Origin of the sequence: Xanthomonas cissicola (genome assembly GCF_008801575.1) — a bacterium.
Classification (GTDB): Bacteria; Pseudomonadota; Gammaproteobacteria; order Xanthomonadales; family Xanthomonadaceae; genus Xanthomonas; species Xanthomonas cissicola.
On the sequence record NZ_VZPL01000042.1, the window covers coordinates 26,778 to 41,060 of the forward strand.

The window sequence follows — 14,283 nt, forward strand, 5'->3', positions numbered from 1 at the left end:
GTCGTTGAGCAAGGTCAGACGCTAAAAGGCGCTCGGCCGATGCTGCAGGCCAATGGCCCGACCGCACGATCAGGGCTTGGCTTTGCTCGCGTTGCGAGCAACAACGTGCTGCGCCTGAAGGCAATGGCAACGCTTCAAAGACGCACGTGCGATGGGCGGAGATGTCGCTGGGAATCTCACGCGGCGGCGCTAATGAAACGCACGCGCGGCTGGCCCGGCAATTCTCGCGCTGACATCGCGTTCCATCCGCAACTCGACACATTGGCCGCATCGCGGGCGGCCGTCGGAGCAGCCCCAAAAATAGCCCGACGCGCAGCAAGCCGCATGCCGGGCCATCGTGACATCACGCCGCCTGGGTCAGGACGTCATCCGATCCCAAAACCCCTTGACGCCATCGATGAAGGTGGCCGACTTGGGCGAATGCTTGCGTGCATCCTCACCGGTGAACGTCGCTTCGAACTGCTGCAGCAGTTCGCGCTGATCGGCGGTGAGATTGACCGGCGTTTCCACCACCACGCGGCAATACAGGTCGCCCTCGCTGCGGCTGCGCACCGAGCGCACACCCTTGCCGCGCAGACGGAACAACTTGCCGGTCTGCGTTTCGGCCGGGATGCGGATTTCCGCTTCGCCGCCCAGGGTTGCCACCCGCACGGTATCGCCGAGCGCCGCCTGCGAAATGCGGATCGGCACCTCGCAATGCAGATCGTCGCCGTCGCGCTGGAAGATCGCATGCTCGCGCACGCGCACTTCCACATACAGATCGCCCGGTGGCGTGCCGGCCGGGCCGGCCTCGCCTTCGCCTGCAAGACGAATCCGGTCGCCGGTATCCACGCCGGCGGGCACCTTGATCGACAGCACCTTGTCTTCTTCCCCCCGTCCGGCACCGTGGCAGGTCTTGCAGGGGTTCTGGATCAGCGTGCCGCGCCCGTCGCAATGCGGGCAGCTCTGCTGCATGGCGAAGATGCCGCGCTGGATGCGGACCTGGCCGCGCCCATGGCAGGTGCCACAGGTCTCGACCTTGCCGTCTTCCGAACCGCTGCCATGGCAGGGCGCGCATTCGATCAGCGTGGGAATCTCGATGCGGCGCTCGATACCGGCGACGGCTTCTTCCAGATCCAGTTCCAACACGTAACCGACGTCGGCGCCACGTCGCGCAGCGCGCGGACCGGCGGCGCCACCGCCGAAAATATTGCCGAAGATATCCCCAAAGATATCCCCCATGTCCGGGCCACCCGGCCCGCCACCACCGCCCATGCCGTGCTCGAACGCCGCATGGCCGTGCGCGTCGTAGGCGCGCCGCTTATTGCCATCGGACAGCACTTCGTAGGCTTCCTTGCATTCCTTGAACGCCGCTTCGGCAGCCGCATCGCCAGGATTGCGGTCCGGGTGGTGCTTCATCGCACAACGCCGGTACGCCTTCTTCAGCTCCTCGTCGCTGGCGCCACGGGCAACGCCCAGCACTTCGTAGTAATCGCGTTTGCTCATAAGCCGGGATTCGGGATTCGTGATTTGAGATTCGTTGAAACGCAAAAGCGGACAGCGTGTGCTGTTCCGCCCTGGCGACGCGACGCGTAAAGGATATCGGAATGGGGAACGGCTAGCTTTAGCGCTTGCCGATCCCCACGCCCGACTCCCAAATCACGGCTTACTTCTTGTCGTCCTTGACCTCGGTGAACTCGGCGTCCACTACGTCATCGGCGGCCTTGGAGGCCTGGGCGTTGCCGCTGGCCGCATCGGCGTTGCCGCCCTGCTCTGCTGCCGCAGCTGCTGCGTACAACGACTGGCCGGCTTCTTCCAGCGTCTTGGTGCGCGCTTCGATCTGCGCCTTGTCGTCGCCCTTCATGGCGGTTTCCAGATCCGACAGCGCCGCTTCCACCTTGCCGATCACATCGCCACCGACCTTGCTGCCATGCTCGGTGATTGCGGTACGGGTAGCGTGAATCAGACCATCGGCCTGGTTGCGGGCCTGCACCAGCTCCTGGAACTTCTTGTCTTCTTCGCGGTTGGCTTCCGCGTCGGCGACCATGCGCTGGATCTCTTCATCCGACAAACCCGAACCGGCCTTGATCTCGACCTTCTGTTCCTTGTTGGTCTTCTTGTCCTTGGCCGACACGTGCAGGATGCCGTTGGCGTCGATGTCGAAGGACACTTCCACCTGCGGCATGCCGCGCGGCGCCGGCTCGATGCCGGACAGGTCGAACTTGGCCAGCGACTTGTTGAAGCGGGCCTGCTCGCGCTCACCCTGCAACACGTGCACGGTCACGGCAGACTGGTTGTCTTCGGCGGTGGAGAAGGTCTGCGAGGCCTTGGTCGGGATCGTGGTGTTCTTTTCGATGATCTTGGTGAACACGCCGCCCATGGTCTCGATGCCCAGCGACAGCGGGGTCACGTCCAGCAGCAGCACGTCCTTGACGTCGCCGGCCAGCACGCCGCCCTGGATCGCCGCACCCACGGCCACGGCTTCGTCCGGGTTGACGTCCTTGCGCGGTTCCTTGCCGAAGAAATCGGCAACTGCCTGCTGCACCTTCGGCATACGGGTCTGGCCGCCGACCAGGATCACTTCGTTGATGTCGCTGGCGCGCAGGCCGGCGTCGTTCAACGCGGTGCGGCACGGCTCGATCGACTTCTTGACCAGGTCTTCCACCAGCGCTTCGAGCTTGGCACGGGTCAACTTGATGTTGAGGTGCTTGGGGCCCGAGGCATCGGCGGTGACGTACGGCAGGTTCACTTCGGTCTGCTGGCTGGACGACAGCTCGATCTTGGCGCGCTCTGCGGCGTCCTTCAGGCGCTGCAGCGCCAACGGATCCTTGCGCAGATCGATACCCTGATCCTTGTTGAATTCATCAACCAGGTACTCGATGACGCGGTTGTCGAAGTCTTCGCCGCCCAGGAAAGTGTCGCCATTGGTGGCCAGCACTTCGAACTGCTTCTCGCCATCGACTTCAGCGATTTCGATGATCGAGACGTCGAAGGTGCCGCCGCCCAGGTCGTACACGGCAATCTTGCGGTCGCCGCCGTTCTTGTCCAGGCCATAGGCCAGCGCTGCGGCGGTCGGCTCGTTGATGATGCGCTTGACGTCCAGACCGGCGATGCGGCCGGCATCCTTGGTGGCCTGACGCTGGCTGTCGTTGAAGTACGCCGGCACCGTGATCACCGCCTCGGTGACCTTCTCGCCGAGGAAGTCTTCGGCGGTCTTCTTCATCTTTTCCAGCACGCGCGCGGAGATTTCCTGCGGCGCCATGCGCTTGCCGTCGCTGGTCTGCACCCAGGCGTCGCCGTTGTCGTGCGCCAGGATGCCGTACGGCACGTGCGAGATGTCCTTCTGCACTTCGCCGTCGGTGAACTTGCGGCCGATCAGGCGCTTCACCGCGTAGAAGGTGTTCTTCGGGTTGGTCACGGCCTGGCGCTTGGCCGAAGCGCCGACCAGCACTTCGCCGTCCTTGGTGTAGGCGACGATCGAAGGCGTGGTGCGATCGCCCTCGGAGTTTTCGATGACGCGGGCCTTGCCGCCGTCCATGATCGACACGCACGAGTTCGTGGTGCCGAGGTCAATACCAATGATCTTGCCCATGGATACGCTCCTGATGATTCTGTAGCTGTGTCCGGCGACGCCGGGTCTGGCTGAGATGTGGGGGTGGTGCGCAGGTGTTCAAGCCACCGGCGCACATCTGTGTTTCATGCCTGCGCCTGGCAGTTCAGCCGGCGCTGCGGTTCAGTCGTGCTTGGCCACGACCACCAGGGCCGGGCGCAGCAGGCGGTCGTTGAGCAGGTAGCCCTTCTGGAACACCTGCACCACATGGCCCGGCGCGACGCCCTCGGCCTCGCCCTGGCTGATCGCCTGGTGCTGGTCCGGGTTGAACGGCTGGCCGACCGGATCGAGCAGGGTCAGGCCGTTGTCCGCGGCCACCTTGAGCAATTGCTTGTAGGTCATGTCCAGGCCATCGCGCAGCGGGCTGGGCTCGGTACCGGCGGCGGTGAGTCCCGCGTCCAGGCTATCGAACACCGGCAGCAGCTCGCCGAGCAGCTTCTCGTTGGCGAACTTGCGCGCGTTTTCCACGTCGCGGGCGATGCGCTTGCGCTGGTTTTCCAGGTCGGCGCGCTCGCGCAGGGCGTCGGCCTTGACCAGGGCGATCTCGCTGCGCAGCGATTCGATCTCGGCCTTGAGCGGATCGGTCTCGGGTGGATTCTGGGACAGGTCTTCGGAGTCGAATTCGGGGTGGTCTTGGTTCATGTGCAGTTCCCGGGCAAGCGGAACGCCCGCCCCAACGTCACCCCGTATATGGGCGCCTGCGCGCGTTTCAAGCAAACACGATCGCGCCGATCGATGCCGGTTATCGCGTGCCGGGCGACTGCATGGCCGCGCCCAGCACGTCGGCGGCGGTCTGCACCAGCGGAATCAGCCGGTCGTAGGCCATGCGTTTGGGCCCGATCACCCCCAGCACGCCCAGCACCTGGCCATTGGCGGCGTAAGGTGCAGTGACCAGCGAGACGTCTTCCAGCGACACCATGCCGGTTTCCTCGCCGATGAAGATGCGCAGGCCCGGCGCCTGGATGGTGCGTTCGAGCAGCTGCAAAATCTCGCGCTTGCTGGCGAAGGCCTCGAACAGTTCGCGCAGGCGATCCAGGTCCGACAGGTCCTGCACGCCCATCAGCCGGGTCTGCCCGGCCATCACCATGTCGTCGGCATCGGCCGGCACCAGCGCCTCGCTGGCCAGCTCCACGCTGTGCGCCAGCAGTTGTTCCATCTCGCTCTTGGCCATGCGCAGCTCGCGCAGCAGGCAGGCGCGGATGTCGGCCAGCGCGCGCCCGGCGAACTGCGCATTGAGGTAGTTGGCCACCCGTTCCAGCTCGGCCGGCTCGTAGGCGCGCCGCGGCTCGATCACCCGGTTCTGCACCTCGTTGTCGGCAAACACCAGGATCGCCAGCACGCGGCGCGCATCCAGCGCCACGAAATCGATATGCCGAAACGCGAACTGCTCCCGGCGCGGCGCGCTGACCACGCCGACGAAGTGGCTCATCGCCGACAGCATCTGCGAGGCGCTGCCCAGCAACGATTGCGTGCCGTTGCCGCTGGCCAGCTCCGCGCGCAGGCGGCGTACTTCCTCTTCGCCGGGCGGCTGCATCTGCACCAGGCTGTCGACGAACACCCGGTAGCCATGCGCGGTCGGCACGCGTCCGGCCGAGGTATGCGGAGAGCTGAGCAGGCCCACGTCTTCCAGGTCGGCCAGGATATTGCGGATGGTGGCCGGACTGACGTCCAGCCCCGCATGCTGGGCCAGCGTCTTGGAGCCCACCGGCTCGCCGTCGCGGATGTAGCGCGCAATCAGTGTGCGCAGCAACTGACGGGCGCGGGGGTCGAGCATTGGGGACTGGGACGCGCGCATGGGATCATCCGGTGAGACAGCGCATAGATAATGTCTGGCCCCGGGGATGGCAAGCATCCGATTCCCCGTTTGCCCCTGCCACCCTAAGCTTCCCCAAAGCGTTCACACTCGACCTCATGCTCAGACACCTCTCGATCAAGGATTTCGCCGTTGTCCGTGCCACCGAACTGGAATTCGGGCCGGGAATGACCGTGGTCTCGGGCGAAACCGGCGCCGGCAAGTCGCTGATGGTGGACGCGCTGGGCTTTCTGTCCGGCCTGCGCGCCGACAGCGGCGTGGTCCGTCATGGCGCCGAGCGCGCCGAACTGTCGGCCGAATTCCAGCTGCCAGCCGAGCATCCCGGCCTGGGCTGGCTGGCCGACAACGAACTCGACGACGAGGCGCAATGCCAGCTGCGCCGGATCATCCGCGCCGACGGCGGCTCGCGCGCGTGGATCAACGGCCGTCCGGTCACCTCCTCGCAACTGGCGGAACTGGCCTCGAAGCTGGTCGAAATCCACGGCCAGCACGAGCACCAGGCGCTGATGACCCGGCACAGCCAGCTCGCACTGCTCGATGCCTACGCCCGCAACAGCGCACAGCGCGAGCAGGTGCGCCAGGCCAGCCAACGCTGGCAGGCGCTACTGGACGAGCGCGACGCCCTCTCCGCGCAGGGCGATGTCTCCGACCGGATCGGCTTTCTGGAACACCAACTGGCCGAACTGGAACGCGAGGACCTTGACCCGGCCGCGATTGCCGCACTGGACGTCAATCACCGCCGCCAGGCCCATGCCACCGCGTTGATCGGCGCCTGCGACAGCGTCGCCCAGCAGCTCAACGGCGACGACGGCGCCAGCGCCCTGGGCCTGTTGCAGGACAGCCGCCACGATTTATCTCGCGTGGCCGAGCACGAACCGCGGCTGGGCGAGGTGGACGCGCTGCTGGACAGCGCCGTCATCCAGATCGAGGAAGCGCTGGCCCTGCTCGACCGCGTGCGCGACGACCTGGAGGCCGACCCGGCCCAGTTCGAGGCCATGGAGCGCCGCCTCGGCCGTCTGCACGATCTGGCGCGCAAACACCGCGTCACACCGGACGAGCTGGCCGCGCATCGCGACCATCTGAGCGCCGAAGTCGAGAGCCTGCGCGGCGCCGACGAGCGCCTGCAGCAGCTCGACAAGCACATCGAAACCGCCACCGGCGCCTGGCGCAACGCGGCCGGTGCGCTCAGCGACAGCCGCACCGCCGCTGCCGAGGCGTTGTCGGCCGCGACCACGGCGCTGATCGGCGAGTTGGGCATGGGTGGCGGGCAGTTCCTGATCCAGCTGCAGCCACACGAGAGCGCCCGGCCGGACCCCAATGGCGCCGAACGGGTGGAATTCCTGGTCGCCGCCAACGCCGGGCAGCCCCCGCGCGCCTTGCGCAAGGTTGCCTCCGGTGGCGAGCTGTCGCGCATTTCGCTGGCCATCGAAGTGGCAGCGCTGGGCCTGGACAGCGTGCCCACCATGGTGTTCGACGAAGTGGATTCGGGCATCGGCGGCGCGGTGGCCGACATCGTCGGGCAGAAGCTGCGCGCGTTGGGCGAAGAGCGCCAGGTGCTGTGCGTCACCCACCTGCCGCAGGTCGCCGCCAAGGGCCATGCGCATTACCGGGTCAGCAAGGCGCCGGTGGACGGCATGACCCAAAGCGCGGTCGAACTGCTCGGCCCGCAGGCCCGCCAGGAAGAATTGGCACGCATGCTGGGTGGTGTGGAAGTGAGCAAGGAAGCGCGCGCGGCCGCCCGCAAGCTGCTGCAGAGCGCCTGAGCGGGCGAGTCGGCCGCGAATTCAGACTCCCCCGTTCCTCCGCCGTCTGACAAGGCTCCCTTCCCCCGCCTGCGGGGGAAGGTGCCCGAAGGGCGGATGGGGGCGACATCGCTGCGACGCGACCACGACAGGCGCATGCGATTGTCCCTCATCCGGCGCTGCGCGCCACCTTCTCCCGCCAGCGGGAGAAGCGCGGTCTGGCTGAGCGCGATCTGTCGGCTGCACTGCGAACGGTCGCCCGCCGGCTCCCTCCCCCCGCCCGCGGGGGAAGGTGCCGAAGGGCGGATGGGGGAAGCAGTGCATCGAATGCACCAACCGCCCCACAACGGACAAGGCGGCCGAAGCCGCCTTGTCATTACGCACTAGCGCTAGCTACGCCCCAGCTCAGCGCGCACGCTTCTTGCGCACGTACAGCACCAGCGAGTGCTCTTCCAGTTCATAGCCATGCTTGGCGGCGATCTGGCGCTGCAACGCCTCGATTTCCTCGCTCTCGAACTCGATCACGTGACCGGTATCCACGTCCACCATATGGTCGTGGTGACCGCCGCGATCCAGCTCGTAGACGGCCTGCCCGCCTTCGAAATTGTGCTTCAGCACCAAGCCGGCCGCCTCGAACTGGGTCAGCACGCGGTAGACCGTGGCCAAGCCGATCTCGTCGCCGTGGTCGAGCAGTTGGCGATAGATGTCTTCTGCGCTGAGGTGATGCTGATTGCTCTTCTGTTCGAGCAGTTCCAGGATCCGCATGCGCGGATGGGTCACCTTGAGCCCGACTTTGCGCAGGTCGTGGGTTTCCATACGTTCTCCGTTCATTGGCGATTTAGCGCCAGCTGCCATCAAACGGGTCGCGGCGACCGGCGGAAGTGTATCATCGGCGTGATTTCCTCAGCACTTAATCCCCGATGCGTAATCTCCTGCTGGTCGCCGCCGTTGCTCTTTCCACCGCTGGCTGCGGCATCATCTACAAGCAGCCGATCTACCAGGGCAATCTGATCAAACAGAACGCCGTAGAGCAACTGCAGGTAGGCCAGAGCAAGCAGCAGGTCAGCGCGTTGCTGGGCACGCCCTCGATCCCCGACCCGTTCCATGCCCAGCGCTGGGACTATACCTCCACGCAGCGCGTGGACCGTCTGGCGCGTACCGAGATCAAGAATTTCACTGTGTTCTTCGAGAACGAACAGGTCGTGCGCTGGGAAGGCGACTATTTCCCTTCGCAGGACGAGCAGCTGGCCAAAGCCGCGCCCAAGCAGTTCGGCCGCAACCTGGCACGTGACAAGAAGAAGCAGCGCGGCCGTTGATGCGGTGGCTCTGCGGTGTCGTGATCGCCTGACCGGACCAAAACGCATCCCCTTAAACGGATGCGTTTTTCGTTTTGCCGGATGCCAAAGAGCGCTTCAGTGATCCCGCAGCGCCGGGCCCAGGACCGGTCCGTCGCGCTTGTTGTTGTTGCAGCCTTAGGTCGAGGCGCGCTCGTTCGACCTCATCGAACACATCATGAAGTCTTCAAGACGACGGCCAAAAGCGCTTGGTTTGCGGCGAGACCGAGTACGTCGTCGCAGCGTTGGAAGTCGCTAGCTGTTGGGGCCGGCTTTCTTGCTTGGTCCGGCACGCCTGCGCCGCGCCTCCTTGGGATCCAGCAATAGCGGCCTGAGCAATTCGACCCGGTCGCCGTCGCGCAACACCTGCTCCGGCCGCGCGACCAGCCCGTGCACCGCATGCGCGGCAGGGGCTTGCTGCAACGCCAAACCGGACGTGGCGACGGCTTCGGCCACCGTTGCGCCTTCAGGCAATTCCAGCTGTACCGAGCTGTAGCGATCCGGCCAGGCCAGCACCACTTCGATAAGCATGCCGCCGCGCAACCTAGACGTCGCCGCGATCGGCGACGCGCACGAAATCGTTGACCATGCGGTCGGCCAAGCCCTGAAAGCCCAGCGCCAGCGCCGGGCCAAGCAGCCGCGAGCTGGTCTCCACCTCCAGGGTCAGACTCACCTTGCAGGCGCCCTCGCCCAGCGCCTGGAACTCCCACAAGCCTTCCAGGCGCTTGAACGGGCCGTCGCGCAGGTGCATGACGATGCGCTCCGGGCGCTCGAGGATGTTCTCGGTGGTGAACCAGGTGCGGAACGACCCCAGCCCCAAATCCAGGCGCGCCACAATGTGCGCCTGGTCCTGCTCAAGCACATTGGCAGCGTCGCACCAGCCGAAACGGCGCGGGTAGGCGGCGACATCATTGACCAGATCGAACATGCGGGTGGCGCTGTGTTCGACTAGGGCGCTGCGACGGATGGTAGGCATTCGCTAACTTGTGAAAGACGGAAGATCGTTTGACGACACCGAATCGGCGACAATGGGCGGATGAGCAAGAAACAGAGCAAGGATAAAGCAAACGGCGCGAAGGCCACGAAAACCATCGCGTTGAACAAGCGTGCGCGCCACGAATACCACCTGGAAGAACGCTACGAAGCCGGCCTGGCACTGCAGGGCTGGGAGGTCAAGGCGATCCGCGCCGGCCGCGCCAACATCGTCGACGGCTATGCCTATGTGCGCTCCGGCGAGATCTACCTGATCGGCGCGCAGATCACGCCGCTGATCCAGGCCTCCACCCACACGGTGCCAGTGGAACGGCGCGACCGCAAACTGCTGCTGCACCGGGCCGAGATAGACAAGGTGCTCACCCGCGTGGAGCGCGAAGGCTACACCCTGGTGCCTACCGCGCTGTACTGGAGCAGCAACAAGGTCAAGCTGGAAATCGCCCTGGCCAAGGGCAAACAGAATCACGACAAGCGCGACGCCGCCAAGGACCGCGATTGGCAGCGCGACAAGCAGCGCGTGATGCGGCGGCATAATCGCGATGCGTGAATTGGGAATCGGGAATCGCAACGGCAAGATCCTTTCCCGCAGCGGCAGCGATATAGCCGGCTGAGCACGAGCTGAGGTCGTGGATGCTGGTCGCTTTTACGATTCCCGACTCCCCACTGCCGCTTCCCGAATCACGTCGCTCCAAGCATCCGCATCACATTCGGCACTCCCCTGCCCTGCACATAGCGGTCGCGCTGCAGGTCGGTACAGGTATCCAGCAGCAGTTGCTTAACCCGATCGGGGAAGCCGATGAACTCGCGGCGCGCCGATAGGAAACCCGCCAGCACGCCGGAGACATGCGGTGCGGCCATGCTGGTGCCGCTCATCTCCACCATCAGGCTGGCCGGGTCGCCTGGGTCGAAGTCGTAGTAGGCCGACAGGATCTTCTCCCCTGGCGCGACCACATCCGGCTTGCTGCGGCCGTCGGCAGTCGGCCCGCGCGAGGAAAAATACGACACGCCATAGTTGTGTGGGCTGCTCTTGTGCACCGAGCCGACCACGATGGCGTCTTCCAGGTTGCCCGGGTCGCTGATCGACAGATCCATGTTGGCCGCATACGCATCGCCATCGTTGCGCATCAACCAGGCCAGGCCCTCGTTGCCGGCAGCGATCACCACCAGCACGCCTTGCCGCCACAGCCGGCGTAATTCATTGCACAACGGCGTAAACCCGCAGCCGTAGCTCTCCGGGTCGAAGCAGCCGCCCAGGCTCAGATTGACGCCATGGATGACCAGCTCGCCGGCGCGCTCGTTGATGTCGGCCACCTGCTGCACCGCCTTGATCGTCCACGAGTCGCGGCCGTTTCCGGCATCGTCGAGTACCTTGAAGCCATACAGCTGCGTATCCGGCGCCATGCCGGAAAATTCAAGCGTACGGCCGGGCGTGCCGCTCGCATCCGGGATCGAAGCGCGACACTGCCCGGCGATGATGCCGGCGATATGCGTGCCGTGCCCATGCCGATCGAGCCGGGTAAACGCAGTGCCGTCGGCGCGGGTCAGCCGTTTGGGCGCACCGCGCCGCGTGCAATCCCACTGTGCCACCACGTTGTCGCGCTCACCCTTGAGGAAAAAATGCGGGTGACCGGCCGCGATGCCGGTATCCATCACCGCCCAACCGATCTGCTGCGCGCGCGCGCGATACGCCGTGCGTGCCGCATCGGCATGCAGGACATTGCCCGACACATGGATCAACGCGCGTTTTCCGGCATTGCGCCACACCCGCCGAAAGCCCAATGTGCGATAGCGATCCTGCAGCGATTCGATCTCGAATCGGGTGAGCCGCGCAGACACGAAACGCTGCAGGCTGTCTTCCAGCTCGATCGCCTCATCCAGCGCATCGCCACTCAAGCCGGTGGTGCGCGCAGCGGCTTGGCGCACATGCTGCAACAGCAATGCGCGCGCATCGGCAGGGTCGTTACCCAACACGCGCCGATCCAGCTCGATCAGCACATCGTGTCGGTGCTCCGGGCCATGCGCTTCGAGCTGCTCGCTGAGGTCCTTGATCAGCACTGCATTGGACACCGGCTGATCGAAGCCCACACCCACGGCTTGGCGCACCGCGGCGCGCACCTGCGGAATCGACAGATAGCCCGAAGCCGAATGCGGGTTGTGCTGCCAGTCCGGGTTCAAGCGCGCAGCGGCCAGGTTTTCGAAACGTCCTTTCGCATTGGCGATGTCGTCGGTGAGGTCCGGGTCCAGCGCGATCGGGTCGCGCGTTTCGGTCACATTAATCCAGCGCTGTACGCACTCGGGGAACGGCAGTTTGCGCGTGCCGGTCCAGCGCTTGAACATGCTCCGCACCTGCGGCAACCCCAGTGGCGAGCCCAGGGTGAGGAACAAACTGACCTCGCAGTCGGCCGCCTTCAGCTGGCGCAGCACATCGAAGGCGATCATCGAACCCTGGCTGTGCGCCACCACCACGAATGGCCCGCCGCCTGCACGCAGCCGCTGCGCCAGACTTTCGCGCATCAGCGCCGCACGTTCCGGCACGAAGAACAGGTCATGCACGTCCTGCAACAATGCAGCGGAAATCAGCCGCAGCAACACCCGGTTGATCGCATCGATGGCCCCCTTGACCTGCACGCTGCCGGGCACGGACGCGCCCTGAAGCTCGTCCAGCAGCCGATGCAGATCGGCACGTTCCTGCTCGCTCTGCGCCAGCGCGTCTGCCAACAGGTGCAGGTCCTGTTCGCCCGGCACCAGGCCAAGCGTGCTCAAGGCGCGCTGCACGCTTTGATTGAGCGCCGGACCCACATCGCGCGCATCGCAATTGCCCGGCTCGGCCACTGGATAGCGCTCGCGATTGACCCAGTACGCCAGCCGCGTACGCTCGCCCATGGGCCGCCCGAACAAGGCCTTGTCCCACTGACAACGCAGCACATCAGCCGGCGGCTTGTTGCCGATGCCATGGATGTAGATCACCGTGCGCGCCTTGCCCTGCACGCGGGTCGCCGCGGGCTCCTGGGCCCCGGCCTGCTGCGCACGCGCAGTGCGCGGCCGCGCCGGTTGTTGCGTGCTTGCAGCGGCCTTGCGCGGCAGCGCGCGTGCAGGTTTCGAACGTGGGGGCTTGCCTGTCGCCATCGCTTCGCTCCTTCGTTTGCAGACTGTTCCGTTCGGTACGGGACTGAAGCCACTGTAAGCGTTGCGCATCTCACCACTTGTGACAGGGCGCGCCGATCCCTACACTGACCCGGTCAGCGTTTTACTGCTTTCCCCGGGGGTGCACTGGTTTCGACGGGGGTCGCGAAGTCGCTTGGCGCATGCCGAGGGGGCAGCTTTCCTCGTTAATCCAGCAGCAAACTTTTAGTTGCCAACGATGACAACTACGGTTCGGACTTCGCTATCGCCGCTTAATTGGCTTTAGTTGTAGTTCTACAGCCGCCTAAGGCGAACCCCCGAACCTACTTGTGCCCGTGCTCGTAGGTGTAGGGTCATTATCACGGAACCATCGGTAGTGGCTGCCTGTCAGCTACCGGTCAGATAAAGCAGGCTGGTTTCCAGGTGCGCTTTGCCAACCGTGCTGCCTGGGAACGAGATCTAACGGAGGGCTAAGCATGTAGTGCTGGGGATGGAGTGCTTCCGGACGGCGGTTCGATTCCGCCCACCTCCACCATCTGATCGCGGAAAAGAGCAGTAAGTGCTTGATTCTGCGAAGGTTAGGCCCGGGGTTTGATGTTCAGTTTGAGCCTGCGTTAGGTATCAAACGAGGTATCAAACCCCGTGCCGAAGCCTTATTTTCTGCGCCGCCCTGCTGGGCTCTATGTGCGCTTCTTCGTCCCGACCGACCTCCAATCTCTCGTTGGCTCGCGCTACCTTGTCCGTCCCGTTCGCTTGTCCCTGGGTGATGCTGCCCGTCTGGCCGTAGCACGAACTGCTGTGGCACTCTCGGAAGCATTCGATCGGATGCGGCGGGGGGCAAGCAGCATGAAGGACGATTTGCTGAGCCAGGCTTTGGCCGCATTGCAAGGCAACGAAGCTCGGCCCTACACCATTAAGGTGGGTGGGATGGAACTGTCTGCTGACGGGGCCGAAGACCATGCTCGGCTGCTCGAAGCGTTGAAAAATCTCCCGCTGCCCTCTTCCACCGAAGTGAGGAAGAAGGCCGGACCGTTATTTTCTGAACGCGCAGCCATCCATGTTCGTGAGATGAAACGAGTCGGTCGAAGTGCGACCAACATCTTCGACACCGAATACAGCCTGGGCTTGTTCGTTGCATTGGTTGGCGACAAGCCTGTGGAAGACTACAAGGCCGATGATGTGCGGAGCTTCTTGGAAGCCATCGAGCATTACCCCAGCAACGCGAGTAAAAAGACAGAATTTGCAGGACTGGCTCCTGCTGACATTTTGAGGAAAGCCAAAAAAGGCAATTACGCCAAGCTTGGGATGCGCACGAAGGAAAAGCATCGAGACCGTCTGGCTGCATTTTTTAATGCGTTGGCCAGCGAAGATCTGATCAGCAAAGCACCGCACAAAGCAATTATAAATCGGTCAAAGGCAACCACCGATGAGCCGAGTCGCAATCCATTTTCCAAAGACGAACTCAATGCCTTGTTCGAGCCTTCAACATTTAAAATGTGGGCATCGAAGTATCCTCATCGCTGGTTCGGCACTTTGTTGGGATTGACCACAGGCGCCCGCATTAAGGAAGCTCTGAACAACGCACCACAGATACGCGACACTACCCGCCTCATCATGTAGAGGATCATCTATGCAGCTGACGTTCGGTGACGCTGAGGGCCTGGGCAAGCGCAAGCAGACCCGGCGCGA

Annotated in this window: 11 protein-coding genes, 1 other RNA gene and 1 pseudogene; 5 read left to right on the forward strand and 8 right to left on the reverse strand. The window is 64.3% G+C overall.

Annotated features, from left to right (window positions below; all coding sequences use genetic code 11):
* Positions 1 to 357 precede the first annotated feature (357 nt).
* The 4 genes from dnaJ to hrcA all read right to left on the reverse strand — a co-directional run bounded on the left by dnaJ (position 358) and on the right by hrcA (position 5,363).
* Positions 358 to 1,485 carry a molecular chaperone DnaJ gene (dnaJ, locus tag F7R02_RS16535; protein ID WP_078589759.1) on the reverse strand — a complete coding sequence of 376 codons (1,128 nt, stop codon included), beginning with the start codon at positions 1,483 to 1,485 and terminating at the stop codon, positions 358 to 360.
* A 160-nt stretch (positions 1,486 to 1,645) separates the two neighbouring features.
* Positions 1,646 to 3,571 (reverse strand): molecular chaperone DnaK, encoded by a 1,926-nt coding sequence (gene dnaK, locus F7R02_RS16540; protein WP_003483635.1) that lies wholly within the window; start codon positions 3,569 to 3,571, stop codon positions 1,646 to 1,648.
* 141 nt (positions 3,572 to 3,712) lie between these two features.
* Positions 3,713 to 4,231 carry a nucleotide exchange factor GrpE gene (gene grpE / locus F7R02_RS16545; protein WP_003483633.1) on the reverse strand — a complete coding sequence of 173 codons (519 nt, stop codon included), beginning with the start codon at positions 4,229 to 4,231 and terminating at the stop codon, positions 3,713 to 3,715.
* A 100-nt stretch (positions 4,232 to 4,331) separates the two neighbouring features.
* Positions 4,332 to 5,363: a heat-inducible transcriptional repressor HrcA gene (gene hrcA / locus F7R02_RS16550; protein WP_167521048.1), complete on the reverse strand. Its 1,032-nt coding sequence runs from the start codon at positions 5,361 to 5,363 to the stop codon at positions 4,332 to 4,334.
* A gap of 137 nt (positions 5,364 to 5,500) precedes the next feature.
* On the opposite strand from hrcA, the gene recN reads away from it, so the two are divergent.
* Positions 5,501 to 7,165 (forward strand): DNA repair protein RecN, encoded by a 1,665-nt coding sequence (gene recN / locus F7R02_RS16555; protein ID WP_033484201.1) that lies wholly within the window; start codon positions 5,501 to 5,503, stop codon positions 7,163 to 7,165.
* 384 nt (positions 7,166 to 7,549) lie between these two features.
* Here the strand turns inward: recN and fur are convergent, their stop codons facing one another.
* Complete coding sequence (gene fur, locus F7R02_RS16560) at positions 7,550 to 7,960, reverse strand: ferric iron uptake transcriptional regulator (protein ID WP_003483626.1); 411 nt, start codon at positions 7,958 to 7,960, stop codon at positions 7,550 to 7,552.
* A gap of 104 nt (positions 7,961 to 8,064) precedes the next feature.
* Between fur and F7R02_RS16565 the strand changes: the two genes are divergently transcribed.
* On the forward strand, positions 8,065 to 8,460 hold the full coding sequence (locus tag F7R02_RS16565) for an outer membrane protein assembly factor BamE (RefSeq protein WP_003483624.1): 396 nt from the start codon (positions 8,065 to 8,067) through the stop codon (positions 8,458 to 8,460).
* 273 nt (positions 8,461 to 8,733) lie between these two features.
* Here F7R02_RS16565 and F7R02_RS16570 read toward each other — a convergent pair whose 3' ends face one another.
* Together F7R02_RS16570 and F7R02_RS16575 are read right to left on the reverse strand one after the other, a co-directional pair.
* Positions 8,734 to 9,021: an RnfH family protein gene (locus tag F7R02_RS16570; RefSeq protein WP_139370918.1), complete on the reverse strand. Its 288-nt coding sequence runs from the start codon at positions 9,019 to 9,021 to the stop codon at positions 8,734 to 8,736.
* Between the two features lies 1 nt (position 9,022).
* Positions 9,023 to 9,454 carry a type II toxin-antitoxin system RatA family toxin gene (locus F7R02_RS16575; protein WP_005913723.1) on the reverse strand — a complete coding sequence of 144 codons (432 nt, stop codon included), beginning with the start codon at positions 9,452 to 9,454 and terminating at the stop codon, positions 9,023 to 9,025.
* Between the two features lie 60 nt (positions 9,455 to 9,514).
* Between F7R02_RS16575 and smpB the strand changes: the two genes are divergently transcribed.
* Positions 9,515 to 10,018, forward strand: coding sequence for an SsrA-binding protein SmpB (gene smpB / locus F7R02_RS16580; RefSeq protein ID WP_033484200.1), 504 nt, complete (start codon positions 9,515 to 9,517; stop codon positions 10,016 to 10,018).
* A 131-nt stretch (positions 10,019 to 10,149) separates the two neighbouring features.
* Here smpB and F7R02_RS16585 read toward each other — a convergent pair whose 3' ends face one another.
* Positions 10,150 to 12,597 (reverse strand): S8 family serine peptidase, encoded by a 2,448-nt coding sequence (locus F7R02_RS16585; RefSeq protein ID WP_078589761.1) that lies wholly within the window; start codon positions 12,595 to 12,597, stop codon positions 10,150 to 10,152.
* 135 nt (positions 12,598 to 12,732) lie between these two features.
* On the opposite strand from F7R02_RS16585, the gene ssrA reads away from it, so the two are divergent.
* Positions 12,733 to 13,129: a transfer-messenger RNA gene (gene ssrA / locus F7R02_RS16590) on the forward strand.
* A 107-nt stretch (positions 13,130 to 13,236) separates the two neighbouring features.
* A pseudogene (locus tag F7R02_RS16595) lies at positions 13,237 to 14,163 on the forward strand (integrase); the annotation flags it as partial.
* Between the last annotated feature and the right edge of the window lie 120 nt (positions 14,164 to 14,283).

Coding starts and splice junctions, on each gene's coding strand:
- F7R02_RS16565 (WP_003483624.1), top strand. CDS start 8,065: ATGCGTAATCTCCTGCTGGTCGCCGCCGTTGCTCTTTCCACCGCTGGC.
- dnaJ (WP_078589759.1), bottom strand. CDS start 1,485: ATGAGCAAACGCGATTACTACGAAGTGCTGGGCGTTGCCCGTGGCGCC.
- F7R02_RS16585 (WP_078589761.1), bottom strand. CDS start 12,597: ATGGCGACAGGCAAGCCCCCACGTTCGAAACCTGCACGCGCGCTGCCG.
- smpB (WP_033484200.1), top strand. CDS start 9,515: ATGAGCAAGAAACAGAGCAAGGATAAAGCAAACGGCGCGAAGGCCACG.
- dnaK (WP_003483635.1), bottom strand. CDS start 3,571: ATGGGCAAGATCATTGGTATTGACCTCGGCACCACGAACTCGTGCGTG.
- F7R02_RS16575 (WP_005913723.1), bottom strand. CDS start 9,454: ATGCCTACCATCCGTCGCAGCGCCCTAGTCGAACACAGCGCCACCCGC.
- recN (WP_033484201.1), top strand. CDS start 5,501: ATGCTCAGACACCTCTCGATCAAGGATTTCGCCGTTGTCCGTGCCACC.
- fur (WP_003483626.1), bottom strand. CDS start 7,960: ATGGAAACCCACGACCTGCGCAAAGTCGGGCTCAAGGTGACCCATCCG.
- grpE (WP_003483633.1), bottom strand. CDS start 4,231: ATGAACCAAGACCACCCCGAATTCGACTCCGAAGACCTGTCCCAGAAT.
- hrcA (WP_167521048.1), bottom strand. CDS start 5,363: ATGCTCGACCCCCGCGCCCGTCAGTTGCTGCGCACACTGATTGCGCGC.